At 43.5% G+C, this 18,288-nt stretch carries 16 protein-coding genes; 9 read left to right on the top strand and 7 right to left on the bottom strand.

The genetic code is table 11. The features are described from left to right. Positions 1-32: 32 nt before the first annotated feature. From D9A03_RS18465 to D9A03_RS18450, 4 genes are all read right to left on the bottom strand, one after another. Entirely contained in the window at positions 33-1,301 is a 1,269-nt protein-coding gene (locus D9A03_RS18465; protein WP_120498701.1) for an extracellular solute-binding protein, read from the bottom strand. A gap of 106 nt (positions 1,302-1,407) precedes the next feature. Continuing rightward, positions 1,408-2,325 carry a carbohydrate ABC transporter permease gene (locus D9A03_RS18460; protein WP_216825536.1) on the bottom strand — a complete coding sequence of 306 codons (918 nt, stop codon included), beginning with the start codon at positions 2,323-2,325 and terminating at the stop codon, positions 1,408-1,410. Further along, positions 2,318-3,238: a carbohydrate ABC transporter permease gene (locus D9A03_RS18455; RefSeq protein ID WP_120498700.1), complete on the bottom strand. Its 921-nt coding sequence runs from the start codon at positions 3,236-3,238 to the stop codon at positions 2,318-2,320. Before D9A03_RS18455 ends, D9A03_RS18460 begins: the two co-directional genes overlap by 8 nt. Continuing rightward, positions 3,238-4,380: an ABC transporter ATP-binding protein gene (locus D9A03_RS18450; protein WP_120498699.1), complete on the bottom strand. Its 1,143-nt coding sequence runs from the start codon at positions 4,378-4,380 to the stop codon at positions 3,238-3,240. The genes D9A03_RS18455 and D9A03_RS18450 overlap by 1 nt, the downstream gene beginning before the upstream one ends. A 120-nt stretch (positions 4,381-4,500) precedes the next feature. On the opposite strand from D9A03_RS18450, the gene D9A03_RS18445 reads away from it, so the two are divergent. From D9A03_RS18445 to D9A03_RS18435, 3 genes are all read left to right on the top strand, one after another. After that, positions 4,501-5,367 carry a LysR family transcriptional regulator gene (locus tag D9A03_RS18445; protein ID WP_120498698.1) on the top strand — a complete coding sequence of 289 codons (867 nt, stop codon included), beginning with the start codon at positions 4,501-4,503 and terminating at the stop codon, positions 5,365-5,367. A gap of 158 nt (positions 5,368-5,525) precedes the next feature. Further along, positions 5,526-7,553: a serine/threonine-protein kinase gene (locus D9A03_RS18440; protein ID WP_120498697.1), complete on the top strand. Its 2,028-nt coding sequence runs from the start codon at positions 5,526-5,528 to the stop codon at positions 7,551-7,553. Positions 7,554-7,561: 8 nt separating this feature from the next. Next, a complete protein-coding gene (locus tag D9A03_RS18435) occupies positions 7,562-8,029 on the top strand; it encodes a hypothetical protein (RefSeq protein ID WP_120498696.1) in 468 nt (155 codons plus the stop codon). Here D9A03_RS18435 and D9A03_RS18430 read toward each other — a convergent pair. From D9A03_RS18430 to D9A03_RS18420, 3 genes are all read right to left on the bottom strand, one after another. Beyond that, the gene (locus tag D9A03_RS18430; RefSeq protein WP_120498695.1) at positions 8,022-8,726 is read right to left on the bottom strand and encodes a hypothetical protein; all 705 of its coding nucleotides are present in this window, start codon (positions 8,724-8,726) and stop codon (positions 8,022-8,024) included. The genes D9A03_RS18435 and D9A03_RS18430 overlap by 8 nt on opposite strands. Positions 8,727-8,888: 162 nt before the next feature. Further along, positions 8,889-9,773 (bottom strand): RNA polymerase sigma factor RpoH, encoded by an 885-nt coding sequence (rpoH, locus tag D9A03_RS18425; RefSeq protein ID WP_120498694.1) that lies wholly within the window; start codon positions 9,771-9,773, stop codon positions 8,889-8,891. Positions 9,774-9,905: 132 nt separating this feature from the next. Further along, a complete protein-coding gene (locus D9A03_RS18420; protein WP_216825535.1) occupies positions 9,906-10,892 on the bottom strand; it encodes an RluA family pseudouridine synthase in 987 nt (328 codons plus the stop codon). A gap of 99 nt (positions 10,893-10,991) precedes the next feature. Between D9A03_RS18420 and D9A03_RS18415 the strand changes: the two genes are divergently transcribed. The 6 genes from D9A03_RS18415 to D9A03_RS18390 all read left to right on the top strand — a co-directional run bounded on the left by D9A03_RS18415 (position 10,992) and on the right by D9A03_RS18390 (position 18,278). After that, a complete protein-coding gene (locus tag D9A03_RS18415) occupies positions 10,992-11,357 on the top strand; it encodes a hypothetical protein (protein WP_120498693.1) in 366 nt (121 codons plus the stop codon). A 54-nt stretch (positions 11,358-11,411) separates the two neighbouring features. Further along, on the top strand, positions 11,412-12,449 hold the full coding sequence (locus D9A03_RS18410) for a low specificity L-threonine aldolase (protein ID WP_120498692.1): 1,038 nt from the start codon (positions 11,412-11,414) through the stop codon (positions 12,447-12,449). A 298-nt stretch (positions 12,450-12,747) separates the two neighbouring features. Then, the gene (locus tag D9A03_RS18405) at positions 12,748-14,691 is read left to right on the top strand and encodes a PrkA family serine protein kinase (RefSeq protein WP_120498691.1); all 1,944 of its coding nucleotides are present in this window, start codon (positions 12,748-12,750) and stop codon (positions 14,689-14,691) included. Between the two features lie 47 nt (positions 14,692-14,738). Next, a complete protein-coding gene (locus D9A03_RS18400) occupies positions 14,739-16,043 on the top strand; it encodes a YeaH/YhbH family protein (protein ID WP_120498690.1) in 1,305 nt (434 codons plus the stop codon). 63 nt (positions 16,044-16,106) lie between these two features. Further along, positions 16,107-17,663 (top strand): SpoVR family protein, encoded by a 1,557-nt coding sequence (locus tag D9A03_RS18395; protein WP_120498689.1) that lies wholly within the window; start codon positions 16,107-16,109, stop codon positions 17,661-17,663. Positions 17,664-17,975: 312 nt separating this feature from the next. Next, positions 17,976-18,278 (top strand): Hpt domain-containing protein, encoded by a 303-nt coding sequence (locus D9A03_RS18390; protein ID WP_162938245.1) that lies wholly within the window; start codon positions 17,976-17,978, stop codon positions 18,276-18,278. Positions 18,279-18,288 lie beyond the last annotated feature (10 nt).

Genomic DNA, 18,288 nt, shown 5'->3' with positions numbered 1-18,288 from the left:
CGCAAAAACTGCGAGTGCTCTTACAGATAAGCTTAAGAACCTGCAGCTGCAGGCAATAGATCCTGAACTTCTTCGGACAATTCTTGCTGAAGTTCCTCCATATCTTCATACTCTCCGGTAACAATACCCTCTATGGCATCATAGATGACTTGAGTGGCTGCGAGACCATTATCACCTGGATAGGCTTGCCATTCACGTAGGAGTGGTAACTGACGGACAGCTGTCGCCTTTGCTGGGTTCTTGTTATAAAAATCTTTTAGGATGATATCGTTGGCAGCCTGATTTGGTGGCATGTATCCTGTTGTTCTGGCAACTTCAGCTGCGCCTTCACCAGATGTAATGAATTTTAGCCATTTCCATGATGCGTCCAAAACGGCGGGATCTTTAGATGTTGATGTCAACATTGCCGAGTTACCACCAGCAGGTAAACCAAGTGGGCCACCGGCAACGATGCCTGGGTATTCATGAGTAACAAGCGTAAAGTCACCCATTGAACGTTCAACAGCACCGACAGCAGATGTTGACCAGTACATCATTCCGATTTCGCCGGCTGAGAAAGAGGCCAGGGCTGCTTTCCATTCAATGTTCTGCATATCACAGCCACGGAACAGAGATTTCATTGTGTTAAGAGCAGTCAGACCTTCGGTTTCATCCAGCGTAAAATCAACACCATTTACTGTTGGTTTGTCCTGACTCCACATCAATGACTGCAAGAACCAGTTTCCGGTAATATTCCAACCCCAGAACATTGGGTTTTTTACACCTGCTTCACGAAGCTTGCCGCATGTTGCGATGACTTCATCCCAGGTTTTTGGCAATTGGTCTTTATTTGTAATACCTGCCTTTGCCATCACTTCCATGTTGTAATACCCGACAGGCAATGAAATGGAAAATGGCAGACCATAGACCTCATTATTGAAAGTGCCCAGATCCAGCATTGCCTGATGGTATCCATCTTTGGCAAAGTCTGTTTCTTTAGCGATGAATGGTTCCAGAGATTTGGCAATTCCTTTATCGACAAGAATAGCCTGACGGTTCAGCCCCTGCATCGTGACATCGGGGAGCTCATTCGCGACGGCTTCACGCAACACAGTGTTTGATGCGTCTTCGTAACTTTCATAAGTTGCGCGGAATTTCACTTCGATGTTTGGATGGGCCTTGTTGAATTGTGGCAGTATTTTCTCATATGTCACATCAAACAGATGAGAATAGGGATATGCGAATTCGATCGTGACTTTGTCATCCGCAATTGCAGATGTTGCAATAAACGTACAGGCTATTGCAGTTAGAAGTTTTTTCATTATCTTATCTCCAGTTACCCTTGATCTGGATCCGGTTTTGCTGATCTATCCAGATCTTGTTGATCCCGTTAGGGATTTTGTAATGAGGAGGAATAGCTGTTCTTCCTCATTTCATTCCAGAAAGTGTGATGCCATCGATAAACCGTTTTTGCGCCAAGGCGAAAGCAACCAGCAGGGGCGTAACAATTACAACAGCAGTTGCCATCATGGGGCCAAAATTATCGCCATCAGCATCACCTTTAAATTCACGTAACCCTAAGGGTGGCGTGAAAAGTTCTCTGTTTCCTGTAACAACGATCCGTGGCCAGAAATAATCATTCCAATGCGCCACGACACTAAATATGGCAAAGGCCATCAGTGCCGGAATTGCTGCGGGAAGCATAACATTCCATATAATTGAGTACTCGCTCATGCCGTCCATCCGAGCGGCATCAATCAAATCATCGGGAATGGTCATGAAAAACTGCCGCATCAGGAAAATTCCAAAAACAGAGATTGTCCAGGGAATGACAAGGGCGGCATAGCTGTTGGTCAATCCCAACTTTGCCAGCATGATATAAAGTGGTAAAGCGATGGCATGGACAGGTATCAGCAAGCAAAAGAGAACGAGCGCAAAAACGGTGTCTCTGCCCCAAAATTTTAGTTTCGCCAAGGCATAGGAACAAGGGAGAGCAATCACAACCTGTATGAAAAATATTGAAAAAGTGACCAACACACCATTTAATAAATAGCGAAGGAGAGGTGCTTTTTCGAATGCCGTCTTATAATTATAAATCCACGGTGTCACCATGCAGTCTGCGATAGCATTCCCTAGTTTAATGCAATAATCATCGCGAAATGGTTCCTGCGCGCCGAGAAATCCACCCGTGTTCTGCATAATTTCTGCTGGTGCCTTGAGTGAATAGCTTAACATCACGTAGAATGGTAAAAGCACAATCAGGGCACCGAAAATCAGAACCATATGTTTGATGGTTTCTGAGGTAGAAAACTGGAACATTCTCTGAGAGGTATCAAAATTAGACATAATGGGTTCTCTTATCTACCAGCCATCTTTGAACTATGGTTAGAAGCATTACGAAGATTAAAAAGATAACAGTTATGGCTGCACCTATACCCATGAGGTTTTGCTGGATACCTTTTTCGTAAAGTGCAAACATCATCACATAGACAGATTTTGATGGACCACCGCCTTGCGGGTAGAAGGCTTCCACCATGTCGAATACCTGGAAGCTGCGGATAAAGCTGATTGTGACAACAAAAACAGTTGTTGGGCCAAGCATAGGCCAGGTAACCAACCTGAAACGCTCCCATGATGATTTAGCACCGTCCATTTCGGCAGCACTATAGAGTTCTTTTGGAATAGAGGTTAGCCCGGCAAGGTAAAGTACCATATTGAAGCCAAATCCTTGCCATATGCCAATGAAAGAAACAGTCCAGATCGCATAGTTTCGATCTGTTAGCCACAGAGGAAAAGTTCGTTCGCAGCCATTTGCATACCAAGACCAGTTTTCGAGAACTGTTCCACAGCCTTGTTCCAGAGTGGAATTTATGATTCCAATGGTAGGGTGGAAAGCAAACTCCCAGACAATAGCCATGGCAATTAGCGCGGCCATAACAGGAAGAAAATAGATGGTTTTATAAAGGTCGCCAAACCGTGTAAGGGATTTAATCAATAGTGCCGCGCCTAATCCCAATCCAACTGTAATCGGGACAACAACAAAGACATAACGAATGGTTGCCCCGAACATTTTTTGATAGGTTGTTCGTGTGAAAATTTGTTCGTAGTTCTGTAAACCAACAAAGTTTGCTTGAGGATTTCCGAGAGAATAGTTGGTGAAACTCAATCCCAATGCCGCAAAGATTGGAATGATGAGTATCAGCAGCATCAAAAATAACGCAGGGGCAATCAGCCATAGGTAGGCACGTGACTGGCTCATCACGCGACCTCTGCCAGTTTCTGCGATTTGGTTGTTAATCGATTGCCATTTTCATCAAAGACAAGATGTTTGTCTTTTTCTGCCGTGAAGCAAGTGAGGCTACCGAGAGGAAGTCTTCTGCCTTCACTCTGAGAGGTTCGCACAACAATTCTTTGCCGCATCCCCTCTACTTCGAGATGGTAAAACAGATCTGAACCCAAGTTTTCTATGTGTCTGATAATTCCAGGAAAGCTGTTTGAACTGTCTTCTGAAAGGGAAAGATGTTCTGGCCGCAATCCTATTTGTATCGACGTACGCGGGCTTGAAATATAGATCCCTAAAGATCTGCCAAGCAAGCTGACACAACCAGTTTCATCAGTAGATCCAGGAATTATATTTATGGCAGGAGAACCAACAAAACGCGCAACATCAGTCGTTTGTGGATTGTGATAAATCTCGTCCGGAGGACCATACTGTAGTATTTTCCCTTTCATCATGACAGCCATTTTGTCTGACATGGTAAGGGCTTCGGATTGGTCGTGAGTAACGTACACGAAAGTGGTTTTCAGGCGCTGGTGCAGTTGGGTTAATTCTGATCGCATATGAACCCGCAGGGCAGCATCAAGATTGGAAAGAGGTTCATCCATTAAAAATGCTAATGGATCTCTTACCATTGCACGCCCCAGAGCTGCACGTTGTCGTTGTCCACCAGAAAGTTGTCCGGGTTTTCTCTCAAGCAGGTTTTCGATTTTGAGTATCTGTGCCGTTTTTTTTACTTGTTGATAAAGTGTTTGGTACTCTGTTTTGGCTAATAGAGGGCCGATCATTGGAAGCCGCTGTAGAAAGCTCAGGTCTCTTAATTTGAGTGGTGTCAGCATGTTCTGCGCTACACTGAGGTGCGGATAGAGGGCGTAGGATTGGAAAACCATCGATAGGTTTCGATTTGCAGGGCGTATGCCAGTTACATCCGTATCATTAATAGAAACAGTTCCTGTATCTGCGCTTTCGAGACCCGCAATAATTCTTAGAAGAGTTGATTTCCCGCATCCAGATGGTCCGACAAGGGTGACAAATTCTTTATCATTAATATCAAGGTCGATTCCATCTAGAACGTCCGTGTTTCCAAACCGCTTTGAGATATTGCTGAGGCGAATATTGGCCATGATGGTCTCCGTTAGTTTCGCCAGCAATCTAATAAGCCTCAGAGACGTTTGTATGACGTCATATAAGTGACGCTAATGTCTGTTAGAGTTATGAACTCAATTAATCGGATATGTTGATTTATGCGCCCTAATTCTCACCAAATCATTGCATTCGCTCATGCCGTTCGCGAAGGCAGTTTTTCAGCTGCAGCCTTAAAACTGCAAGTGTCTCAATCTGCTGTGAGTCAACATATTTCCAAGTTGGAAAATATTATTGGGTCCAAGTTATTTTTACGTGACAGGGAAGGATTTACCCTGACTAAAACAGGTAGTGAGTTTTTTGATTTGGCAGATCGATACCTAACGCTGGATCGTTTATTAGAGGAAAAGCTGACAAGATATTCCCAACTGGGAGAGGGACATTTAACGATTATCGGTAATGCTCCTTTGCCCGCGTTGGGATACATTTCACGCTTTAATCGGGCTCATCCAAATGTTGAGATCGATTTTACGTTATATGACTGGACGACTTCTGTATCTTTGTTACGAAATAGAAAGGTTGATATCGCATTCATTACAGAACCTCCAATTTCAGATGAGTTGATGTATCAGAAAGTAGCGACCTGTCGTTATGTTCTGTACGTGCCTAAAAGTCATAGGTTTTCAAAATACAAAAGCATTTCTTTGCACGAACTGGAAGGCGAGGCGCTCTTGCTACCAGAGAAAGGATCTTTGACTGAGAAAGAAGTACGTATCGCCTTAAAGCGTGAAAATATTCATATTAAAAGAATAATAAAAACAACAACCTTTCCGGTTATGAAAGAAGCCATACTACACGATGTTGGCCTTGGAATTTTTCTGGATAATAGCACAACAAGTAATGATACGTTAAGCGCGATACCAATCAGGGAAATGCCAAAGGATTATGATATTTCGATTGTTATTCCAAAAGATAAATATGATTTGCGGCTAATTCAGAGCTTTGTTTTTGATGCCATGCCGAGGTAGCTGAATTCGGGGGAGGATAGTGATTAAAGGCAGGGCCGCTGAACAAAAAGAAAAACTTTGTTAACTATCTTTTTTACCTTTCTCTGTTATAGCTCTAGAACTGTATTTATCTTTTGTGTTGTGAAGGCCGGGGGGCCTGTTCTCGGGTTGAGGAAGTAATGCCTGCTCATATCAAGGAAATTGCCAATGAATTGGTGCATCTACAACAACCTGTAGAGTTTGAGGACAAGTTTCGACTTTTGCCTGCTGAACGCTTGCCCGAACTCCAATCTCCGGGAACGATGGCGATAGCAGCGGCGAGCCTTAAGGGGAATAATTCTCTTTTTGCTCTGGTCTGCCAAAAAGAAGCGGCACCACGGTTTTCCATGATCAGATTAATGAGCCGTGTTTCCTGCCCTGTGATGATGACCCCTGTGGGATCAGGAACGGTTGTTTTCCCTGATGATAATATTCGTCGTTTTGTTCTTGTATATGAACGTCCCTCAGGAAAGCGTCTGATACCGCAAGTGGGTCACCCAGTTCCCAAGATGGATGAAGAAGCTATCATAAATGGGGTTATCTATAACCTGTTGCCTGCTTTGAGAGAGCTTTCAGCGCGAACATTAATGCATCGGGCTATTCGTCCTGAAAATATTTTCATGACATCCGACGGTAGGGCAATGTTGGGTGAATGTCTTTCAACACCAGCTGCTTATGCCCAACCTGTATTGTACGAACCGATTGATTCTGGTATGGCTTCTCCCGCTGGTCGTGGTGATGGCGGTGTGCTTGATGATTTCTATTCCTTTGGTGTTCTGCTTGCTGAACTGGCTATGGGGGGAACCCTTGTTCAGGGGCAGTCTGATGAGCAGATTATTGAAGCTAAAATAAAGCTGGGGTCTTACGGCGCATTGGTCGGTCAAACGCGTGTACCTCTTAAATTAATGGAACCTCTACGTGGATTATTGAGTGATGATCCCTACGAGAGATGGGCAATGCAAGATATTGAGATGTGGGCAAATGGGCGACATCTTAGCCCTAAACAGGTTCCGCTTCCCCCTAAAGCTGTAAGGTCGATATCATTTGCCGGAAAAGACTATTTAACAGCACCTATGTTGGCAAATGCGATGAGGTTGAACTGGTCGGAAAGTAAAGGATTAATCTCTTCAGATCATTTGGATTCCTGGGTTCGGCGGGCGCTTTCAAATGATGACATGGGGGATTTAATTGTTCTTGCTGAAAGAACATCTCACGCATTGGCGACAACAGGAAGCGGTGATGATCGGGCAGTATCTGCTTCGATTATGGCATTGGATCCTTCTGCGCCTATTATATACAAAGATGTCGCTGTTCGTGTTGACGCTATTGCCCAAGCTACAGCGTTGGAGTTTTTTGAGCCGGGCAAAGTCGAACAGTTTCTTGATATTATTCGAATGAAATTGTCCCAGGCCTGGGTCACATCACAAACGAGAACCAAACCTGAATTCGTTGCGATTGTTAAACAGATAGAGAGCTTAGCTCAGAATGTAAAAAGCATGGTTCCCGGTTATGGTATGGAACGTGCGGTTTATGCAGGTAATGAAGGTTGGCCCTGTATGTCACCACTGGTTGGTGATCATTATGTTGATGATGTAAAAAACCTTCTGCCGGCTTTGGAAAGCATGGTGACTGCTGGCCGTATAGAAGGTGCACCTGTGGATCGGCATATTCTGGCTTTTGCGATGAATCATATGCGCGGAAATTTTGATGCTTTGTTAAAGCGTTTTGAAGACCCGTTTAACCGAGATGTTTATAATGGTGCCTCATTAAGAATTCTGTCCGATATGCAAAAACAGTTTGGGCCGCCAAACTTGCCAGCGTTGTCCGCGCACATGGCGAATTTACTTATAGATTCTGTTGAGAACTTTCATAATACAGCTTTTCGAAAGCAATTACGCGAAGCTGTGGAAAGTGCGACTTCTGAAGGTAAGTTAACAACACTACAGTCAATTTTGGATAATTCTCAGATCAAGGATCAAGATCAGATCGGGTTTGATCAGGCTCAGGTGATTTTTTCTAATCTGGAAGCCCAAGCAACATGGTTGGAACAGGGAGGACTTGTTTCAGATGAGAATGTTCGACATGTCAGTGATAAAACATCTGCCGTTATTTCCGGTGTGTGTTCTAGTTTAGCATTGGTTCTTATGACAATAGCCTGGGTTTTTTAGAGGGTATTATGGGACGTTTACCTCTTCTGTTAATTATTCTCGTGCTGGCAGCGGTCTTAATGCCTTCAGCCATTCTCTTGGCTGTTTTGATGGTACCCAGCCTTGTCGTTTATGTTATTGATCGTAATCCGCACCGATATTTTACAGTTACAATCAGCCTGCCAAATTTTTGTGGTGTGTTGCCCTCATTGATGGAGTTATGGGAACGGGGACAGTCTTTTGACGGTGCCTTTAGCGCTATCGCGGATCCTTGGAATATGATGATTTCATATGGTGCTGCAGGATTAGGATGGATTCTCTACCTGGGAGCACCTGTTTTTGTTTCCAGTTATCTGAGTATTTCAACAGAAGGGAAAATTAAATCTATCCGACGTTATCAAGACGACTTGATTCAAGCTTGGGGCGAAGGTGTTAAGCAATCTGCAAATATTGCTGCTGTGGAAGAGGTGGAACCACAGGAACAGGAGGTTAATTGAGCTTTTTCACTCTTTTTAAGATGATGATCAGGTAATAAAGTATAAATAGGGCAAAGAACAATTCCTGAACTTCACTCGCTCTTTGGAAGAAGCGAAAAGGGACATCCAGAGCTGCAAGCAAGCGCTCTGTCATCCGGGTAGTTTCTGCAATGATTGCCGTTGGCATTAGAACCAGTGTTGGGACGATAATCGCGTAGGGATGATTTTTTAGATGTGGTTTCTTTCGAAAAACAAGCGGTAAAACAATGCCGCCCAAGATGATGCCAATTTCCAGAATTGTGCGCGGCTTCTGATCAAGCCAAGAGCTTGTGTTGTGAAAGTTGGTCTCTCCCTGATCATTAATCCTTGACCATTCAGCTGACGTATCCCATTGGAACCAATGTTGGCCCCAACTGGCTTCTTCCCCTGACATATAAAAACTCCCCAGGGCAGCAAGCAATATCCAAAACCAGAGGAAGGAAAAGGTGGAAACGTTGGGATGAAGAATGATCCTGAGGGCTAGAATCAAAGAGATTGCAGGAATAATTGCATGAGATGTCTCAAGTATGCCTGTTCGCTCATTTCCAATCCAGCGAGCATAAGTCTCTTCTGGAAGAAGGAGGCCGGTAATCAGTAATACTGATACTAGAGCAATAGGTAACCACAACCACATCCATTTGGGAAGATCGTCTTCGAATGCATTGTTTGAGGATGTCATGATTTACCTGGTTACCACTTTTTGAATTTTGTTCTAGGAAACTAACTTCTCAGTGAACTGCTTTCCAGAAAAATTTCTTATTGTTTATATGAATGCCAAAATAAAAGTCAGCTAGAGTAGTATCTAGCTGACTTATTGTGTCTGTAGTTGACTTTATGTGATTTATGACGTTGCGAGCTTTTGTTCAATCGCTGCGTTCTTGATTGCTTTTTGCAGTTTTTCAAACGCACGAACTTCGATCTGTCTGACACGCTCACGACTAATATCATAGATGTGAGAAAGGTCTTCCAGCGTTGTTGGGTTGTCTTTCAAACGGCGTTCTTGAAGGATATGTCTTTCACGCTCGTTCAGGGTAAGCAAGGCATCTTCCAGAAGGGCTCGGCGTTTTGTTAATTCTTCTGTTTCAGCAAACTGAACTTCCTGACTTTCTGTTTCATCAACCAACCAGTCCTGCCATTCTCCATCACCGTCAATGCGTAGAGGAGCATTGAGGGAATTATCCGGCCCTGCAAGTCGGCGATTCATCTGGACAACGTCGTTCTCTGAAACTTTCAGGGTATCAGCAATATGCGTTACCTGTTCAGGTGAAAGATCTCCGTCGTCGATCGCAGACATCTGTCCTTTAAGCTTACGCAAATTGAAGAAAAGTTTCTTTTGTGCAGCGGTTGTTCCCATTTTAACGAGAGACCAGGAATGTAGGATGTATTCTTGGATAGATGCGCGGATCCACCACATGGCATAGGTTGCCAAGCGGAAACCTTTTTCCGGATCAAAACGTTTCACAGCCTGCATCATGCCCACGTTGCCTTCGGAAATCAGTTCCGAGACTGGCAATCCATAACCGCGATAACCCATAGCGATTTTTGCCACGAGACGCAGATGACTGGTGACGAGGGTATGAGCAGCATCAGTATCGTCATGTTCACGCCAGCGTTTGGCGAGCATGTATTCCTGATTTTGTTCTAGCATAGGAAACTTGCGAATATCCTGAAGATATCGTGACAGATTTCCCTCTGGTGTCAGGGCTGGAATTTTTGATGATACCATTTTGCGTTCCCCTTTTGATAGCTAGTTATGATGCAATGCTCACAACGGCATATTCTCTGCGTGATGCTACATATGGTGTGTCATGCCGCGGTGCACAAGAGGTAACTTGATTCTAAATGCGATTTTTAATTATTATAAACTAATAATCAAATCTTTCAAATCCCTTGATAGTTCGCTCGTAAAGAACAGTTTTTCTTTTGTTATAGGGTGAATAAATCCGAGTGTTTTGGCGTGCAAAGCCTGCCTTTGAAAATTTTTCATGAGATTTTGAGCCGCTTCAGGGAGGTTCTTGGTTCTGCTCTGGCTTTGACTGCCATAGAGCGGATCCCCTAGAAGTGGATGGCCTATATGGGTCATGTGAACGCGAATTTGATGCGTTCGTCCGGTTTCCAATCGACACTCTATTAAACTTGCTGCACCAGCTGAAAAGATCTCAAGGGTCTTATAATGAGTAATAGCCCTTTTACCTCCTGTCGGAACAACAGCCATTTTTTTTCTGTTTTTTGGGCTGCGTCCAATATTTCCTTTTATTTCGCCTACAGAAGGTTTTGGAAAACTCCATACAATTGCATTGTAACTTCGTTCTATGTCGTGTGTGGCAAAAAGCTGAACTAACCCTTGATGGCATTCGTCTGTTTTAGCAACAACCATTAAGCCACTGGTATCTTTGTCAATACGGTGAACAATGCCGGGGCGACGTACACCACCAATACCTTTGAAATCATCTCCGCAGTGGTAGAGTAGTGCATTAACCAGGGTACCATCACTATTTCCTGGTGCGGGATGAACAACCATGCCTGATGGTTTGTTCACAATGAGGAGATAGGGATCTTCATAAACGATGTCGAGTGGGATGTTCTGGGCAACAGGCTCAGGATCTGCTGCGGAGGGAACGATTAAGCGAACTGTCTGTCCGGGCTTTAATCGATAGTTTGGTGTTTCGATGATCATTTCGTCAATGGTAAGGCACTTTTCAGTAATAAGAGCCTGAATACGACTTCTGGAAAGATCAGAAAGGTGTTGAACAAGAAAGCGATCAAGGCGTTGTTTCTTTTCAGCATCAGAGACGATCAAACTGTACATCTGTGAGTCATTCGCGATATCGCCGTTATCTGGCATGTTTCCCTCGTATAGGCTTTTCTTTTAAGCTGCTTTGGCTTGCCGAACAGATCTTGCTCGCTTATTACATGATTTCCTTTTACTCGTGGGTTGTACAAGATGAAAGCTATTAAGATAGCCGTCGCTATAATGACTATTCTACTTGTTGTCGGTTTTGCTGTAGTGATTTACACGATCTCTACACGATTAAGCGATGGCACCCTTTCAAAAAAAAGCGAAGAAGTGGAAATGCTTTCTGAAAAGAAAGTTGCTGGAAAGTTAGCTGATGGATCGGGTGAGCCTTTTGATACTGTCTCTATCAAGATTCCAGCAGGCTGTCGTTTGGCTGATACACAGTTACTTGAAGGCCGTGTTCTCTTTAGATTTGATGGCGAGCTTACGCGTGACTGTCAGCGTGTGGAACTTTATGACAGTCTTAATGGTACCAAAATCGGCGGCTGGCAGATTGATATTTCGACGGATTGAAGTGTTGCCAAGGAATGTTTTCAGCAATAGCGAAAGACTTATGGGACAAGTTATATGACTAATTTTGCCTCTGATAATGTAACAGGTGTATCGCCAGAGATTATGGACTCATTAATGCGTGCAAATAATGAGCACGCGGCAATGAGTTATGGTGCTGATCAATGGACTGATAGTCTGTCTGGCAAAGTGTCAGAAGTTTTTGAAACAGATGTCACTGTATTTCCGGTTATTAGTGGAACAGCTGCTAATGTCTTACCTATTGCCTCGTTAACCCCAGGCTATGGCACGGTATATTGTCATAAAGAGGCACATATTAATGTAGATGAGTGTGGTGCGTCTGAATTTTATACAGGTGGCGCGAAGCTTATTCCTCTGGCTGGTGACCATGGAAAATTTTCTCATACTGAGTTGGAAAATGCTATTTTTGGCCGAGGTGTTCCTCGTCATGCTCAACCCTCTTTGGTTAGCTTAACTCAAACAACAGAAGCAGGAACGTTATATCAACCAGATGAAATTGCAGCGATAACGGAGGTTGCAAGAAAGAACGATCTCAAGGTTCATATGGATGGTGCGCGTTTTGCCAATGCTGTTGTGGGAACAGGCTGTTCACCAGCAGACCTTACATGGCGGTCCGGTGTTGATGTTCTTTCTTTCGGGGCGACAAAAAATGGAGCAATGGGTGCTGAGCTCGTTGTTTTTTTCGATAAAGCCAACGTCAAAGAATTGGAAAACAGGCGAGTTCGTGGTGGGCATTTTATTTCAAAAATGCGTTTTTTGTCTGCCCAGTTAACTGCCTATCTGGATAATGATTTGTGGCGGAAAAATGCCAGACAGGCTAATGACATGGCACAACGGATGGCGAGACTTTTATCCGATCACTCAGAGATTAAATTTATTCATCCTGTGGAGGCCAATATTTTGTTCCTGATGATGCCAAAAGCGATGGTAACTTCTCTCAAAAGTGCCGGATTTGAGTTTTATGAAATGATCCCGGGGGAAGAAAGATCATTGGTTCGTTTGGTTATGTCCTTTAATTCAAATCAATCTGATGTTGATCGTTTTGCTGAAGTCGCGAAAGAATTGAGGACATAAAACGATCTTTTGTCTTGTGAAGTAGCCTCGGTCAAGCCTCTTGGTTTTACCGAGGCTTTTTTTGTGGATAAAACTTTTTATGAAATAAAAACAAAAATAGTTAATCCACCTTCTTGGATGAAGCGTAAAAAATATAAGAGCAGTATCAAGTGATTAGAGTTTTATTGATTTTCTTGTGCGCTTTTTGATGGATTTTGGTTTCAGCCTTCTGAAGTTCCATTGGTTAAAACAGATGACACAGGCTGATTTATGAAGGAATGCATCACAGGCTACGCCAATATATACAGAGGAGGTCATAATGCCCAAGACCGATATTTTCGAAGCTTATTCCGAGCTATATGATAGCCGGCAAGAAAGCGAAATGTCGTTGAGGGATTACTTGTCCGGGTGTCGTGAAGACAAGGGTATGTTCGCCTCAACTGCAGAACGAATGCTGGATGCTATTGGCAAACCTGAACTTTTCGATACCAGTCAGGATGAGCGTATGGGGCGGATCTTTATGAACCGGACGATCAAGCGTTATCCGAGTTTTAGCGAATTTTATGGTATGGAAGAAACTGTCGAACGTATTGTTGGTTTCTTCAAACATGCTTCCCAAGGGCTCGAAGAAAAGAAACAGATCCTTTATTTATTGGGGCCGGTAGGGGGTGGTAAATCTTCGATCGCCGAAAGATTGAAGATCTTAATGGAAAACTGCCCGGTCTATGTTTTGAAAGCCGGAGACCATATCAGTCCTATTTTTGAATCTCCGCTTGGTTTGTTTAACCCGGAAACCATGGGCGATTTGCTGGAAGACAAATATCAGATTCCCAAACACCGTTTGACGGGGTTGATATCGCCTTGGGCGCTTAAGCGATTAGAAGAGTTTGAAGGAGATATTTCTAAATTCACTGTGGTGAAGATGTATCCGTCAAAGTTACGTCAAATCTGTATTTCCAAAACAGAGCCTGGAGATGAAAACAATCAGGATATCTCGACGCTGGTCGGAAAAGTTGATATTCGAAAACTGGAATATTACAGCCAAAATGATTCTGATGCCTATTCCTATAGTGGTGGTCTGAATATGGCGACGCAGGGACTTCTTGAATTTGTCGAGATGTTTAAGGCGCCGATTAAAATGCTGCACCCCTTACTGACTGCAACGCAAGAGGGCAACTATGTGGGAACAGAAAATTTGGGCGCTATTCCATTTCAGGGCATCATCTTGGCACATTCAAATGAATCTGAATGGCAAAATTTCAAGAACAACAAAAATAACGAAGCCTTCATTGATCGTGTCTGTGTAATCAAGGTTCCTTATAGCTTAAGGGCAAACGAAGAAGCTGACATATATCATAAACTACTCAGAGACAGTGATTTAAGCGAAACTCACTGTGCTCCGGCAACCTTGGAAATGATGTCACAGTTCAGTGTCATGACGCGTTTAAAAGAGCATGAGAATTCCAATATTTTCTCGAAAATGCGCGTTTATAACGGTGATAATCTCAAAGATGTCGATCCAAATGCAAAGCCAATCCAAGAGTATCGGGAGGCTGCGGGGCAGAATGAAGGAATGAATGGCGTTTCTACTCGTTTTGCCTTCAAGGTTCTGGCGGAAACATTTAACTATGATCCGAATGAAGTTGCTGCCGATCCTGTCCATTTGATGTACGTGCTGGAACAGGCAATACAGCGGGAACAATTCCCGGATGAGATAGAAAAACGATACCTTGAATTCATCAAAGGTTATCTATCAGTTCGTTATGCTGAATTTATCGGGAATGAAATTCAAAAAGCCTATCTGGAATCTTATTCTGACTTCGGCCAAAATCTGTTTGACCGTTACATTTCCTATGCGGATGCATGGATTGAGGGTCATGATTTCAAAGATCCGGATACAGGACAATTGTTGGATCCGCGTATTCTGGATCAAGAGTTGTCCAAAATTGAAAAGCCTGCAGGAATTTCAAATCCCAAGGACTTCAGAAATGAAGTCGTAAAATTCACTTTGCGTGCCCGGGCAAATAATAAAGGGCAAAACCCGCGTTGGACGTCCTATGAAAAGTTAAGGGAAGTTATTGAAAAGCGGATGTTTAGTCAGGTGGAAGACCTGTTGCCTGTGATTTCCTTCGGATCCAAAAAAGATAAGAAGACAGAGTCCAAACACAATGAATTTGTCGATCGGATGGTTGATCGTGGGTATAGCAAGCGACAGGTCCATCGTTTGGTTGACTGGTACATGCGTGTGAATAAAGCAGGCTAAGTAAGCAGGAAACCTTGGGAGGTAATGGATTAAGTGGATTAAACAGCATGATGCATTTTATTGACAGGCGGCTAAACCCAAAGGGCAAGAGTTTACCCAATCGGCAGCGGTTTATTCGTCGTGCTCAAAGCCAGATCCGTAAAGCTGTGAAAGAGGCTGTGAATGGCGGTAAAGTGACTGATATTGGTCATAATGGCCGCATAACCATCCCCTCTAAGGGCTTAAACGAACCTCGGTTTAAATATGATTACACCAAGGGCAAACATGATCGTGTTCTTCCCGGGAACAAAGAGTTTTCGACAGGTGATCAAATAAAGCGACCACCAAAAGGCGGGGAAGGTCAGGGTGGTAAAAAAGCCAGTGAAGATGGAGAAGGGGAGGACAGCTTTCAGTTCTCTCTTTCAAGAGAAGAGTTTTTGGATGTCTTCTTTGAAGATCTGGAGCTGCCCGACCTAGTGAAGACTTCATTGAAAGAAGAAGTTGAATTCGAGAAACAGCGTGCAGGATATGTCCGCGTTGGATCACCAAGCAATATGGACTTGAAGCGGACAATGCGTCATAGCCTTGCCCGGCGAATTTCTATGAAGCGGCCAGGTAACGAAGAGCTCAACACGCTACGTGAAGAGATCCTTGAACTGGAGGCGAGAGGACGGAAAACCAAAAAGCTGAAAGAGTTACAGGAAAAACTTGAGCAGTTGGAGCATCGTCGGCGATTTGTTCCCTATATAGATCCCCTGGATGTACGGTATAAATCTTTCACAAAAATTCCAAAACCGAACACACGTGCTGTCATGTTCTGTTTGATGGATGTTTCCGGATCTATGAGTGAAAGCATGAAAGATCTGGCGAAGAGATTTTTTATGCTCCTGCATCTGTTTCTTTCTACACAATACGAGCGGGTTGAACTGGTCTTTATTCGCCATACGCACATGGCCAAAGAGGTTGATGAAGAGACCTTTTTCTATTCCAGAGAAACGGGCGGGACCATTGTTTCCTCTGCCTTGGAAGAAATGCAGAAAGTTCTGGAAGATCGCTATCCACTTGGCGATTGGAATGTCTATGCGGCGCAAGCATCTGATGGTGATAATTTTGCCAGTGACCGGGAAAAGTGTCTGGCCATTATGGGGGATGTGATTTTACCTGCGTGCCAATATTTTGCCTATATTGAAGTTATGGATGAACAAGAACTGGAAATTTTTAAAGACGAACAAAACATGACTGATCTCTGGCGGATTTATGCGCAACTTACTGCAGGGTTTGAACAGTTTGCGATGCGAAGAGTGGTTAAGCCGAATGACATCTTCCCTGTTTTTCAAGATTTATTTTCCAAGGAGAATGCCGCAGACAGTTAAGTACCGAGTAACTTTGAGATCCTAAAAGCTGTTTAATTCGTGAAGCTATAGAAAGGAGTCCCTATGGCGAAGGCGCAGAAAGTACAAAAGCCTCAGAAACATCTCTATGAAGGTGCTGAATGGAGCTTTGAGAAGCTTGATCGTGTCTATGATGCCATAGAAGAAATCGCGAATAGTGAGCTGGGCTTGAATGTTTATCCTAATCAAATAGAAGTTATAACTTCTGAGCAGATGTTGGATGCCTATTCAGGTATTGGAATGCCGTTGATGTATAATCACTGGTCATTTGGCAAAAGCTTTGTTCAGGATGAATTTTATTATCGCAAAGGCATGCGCGGTCTCGCTTATGAAATTGTGATAAATTCAAGTCCCTGCATTAGCTATATCATGGAAGAAAACACCATGACGATGCAGGCGCTGGTCGTGGCCCATGCTGCTTTTGGGCATAACCATTTCTTCAAGAATAACCATCTCTTTAAACAATGGACTGACGCCGAGGCAATTCTTGATTACATGCATTTTGCCCGCGAATATATTAGTAAGTGTGAAGAGCGACACGGTGTTGAAGCGGTGGAAGAATTGTTGGATGCAGCACACGCACTTCGTGAAAATGCTGTCGATCACTATTCAAGACCTGTTCCGATGTCCCGAGAAATGGCGCAACAGCGTATAGATGATCGCGAAGAGCATAAACGCACTGACTATAGGGACATTTGGCGGACATTGCCGCATAAAGAAGCTGATGCAGAGGACGAAGAGGTAAAGAGCAAGCGCCAAGAAGCTAATATGGCCAAGTTTGGATTACCTGAAGCCAATCTTCTTTATTTTTTTGAAAAGCATAGCCCCATACTGGAAGATTGGCAGCGTGAAATTTTGAGAATTGTTCGAAATATTGCCCAGTATTTTTATCCGCAAAAGCAAACCAAAGTGATGAATGAAGGCTGTGCTTGTTTTTGCCATTACTACATTATGAACAGGCTTTTTGATAAGGGGTTGATTACCGAGGGTGCAATGCTTGAGTTCATTGATTATCACAGCCGTGTAGTCGCTCAACCGGATTTCGATGATCAGAGATGGAGTGGTATTAATCCATATGCTCTCGGCTTTGCAATGATGCAGGATATTTACCGTATCTGCGATGATCCGACTGATGAAGATAAGTTATGGTTTCCCGATATAGCGGGATCTAAAAATGGTATTGAAGTTCTGAAAGACGCCTGGGCAAACTACAGGGATGAGAGTTTTATTTTACAATTTCTAAGCCCGAAACTTATCCGGGATTTCAGGTTGTTTCAGATCCATGATAATTCCTCTCTGCCTCACTTAAAGGTTGATGCCATTCACGATAGTCGTGGATATAAAAAAATCCGGAGTGCTTTGGCAAAGTCGTATACAGTCTCGGCTATGACACTGGATATTCAGGTTGCCGATGTAGAGTTTGAAGGTGACAGGGCGATTACTTTGCGTCATATGGTCCATGATGATGTGCCAATTGACGGTAAGGAAGCCGAGCAGGTGATGCGCCGAATTGCTCAATTATGGGGATATGATGTCAGCCTCTATTGCGAAGATGCACTTTCTGGGAAAATTCTTGCCACCTACGATGTGACGGCTTCATGACAATACTTCATTGATATGGATCAGGGTATGTATAATCCCTAACTTTTATAGTGAGTAACTATTTGATAGCTGTTATTCTGTTAGAGTCGTTACTGTCCGTTGCAGATCGTTGTTTGCAGTTGCCTTTATTTGTGAGCATATTTCTTTCGGACAGGTGTTCGGAACGTTGAAGAACAGGATTAATCATCCTGGAATGTCGGTTGTCGTGCCGATTTCAGAGGGGAGCACAGGACAATTAGCTCGTTTAATGAACTAGATATCCAAGAATTAGGTAAAACCTATCCTGTCCGGGATGAGTTGGTAATTCAGGCTTTGTCAAATGAAGTCGGAGAAGAGATCATTCCTTCTCTGGTTGAGCAATTTTGCGCTGATCTCAAAACGCACCTTGCTGGTGTTATAAATGCGGCACGCACGCACAACGGTGAAGAGTTGGAAAGAGAGAGCCATACTTTAAAAAGTGTGAGTGGAACTTTTGGTGCTCTTCGTTTGCAAGAACAGATGCGTCTTATAAATGAATCTTGTCGGCGTGGTGACCATAAACATGCAATTGAGCTTGCTGCAAATGCAGATGTGGTTGGGGCGTTAACTATGGAAGCTTATCATCAAGGTAGCTAAGTGCTTCCCA

The organism is Kiloniella sp. EL199, from assembly GCF_900313065.1.
Lineage (GTDB): Bacteria > Pseudomonadota > Alphaproteobacteria > Kiloniellales > Kiloniellaceae > Kiloniella.
Note: the sequence above shows the minus strand (reverse complement) of the source record. Positions and strands in the feature narration are given on the sequence as shown.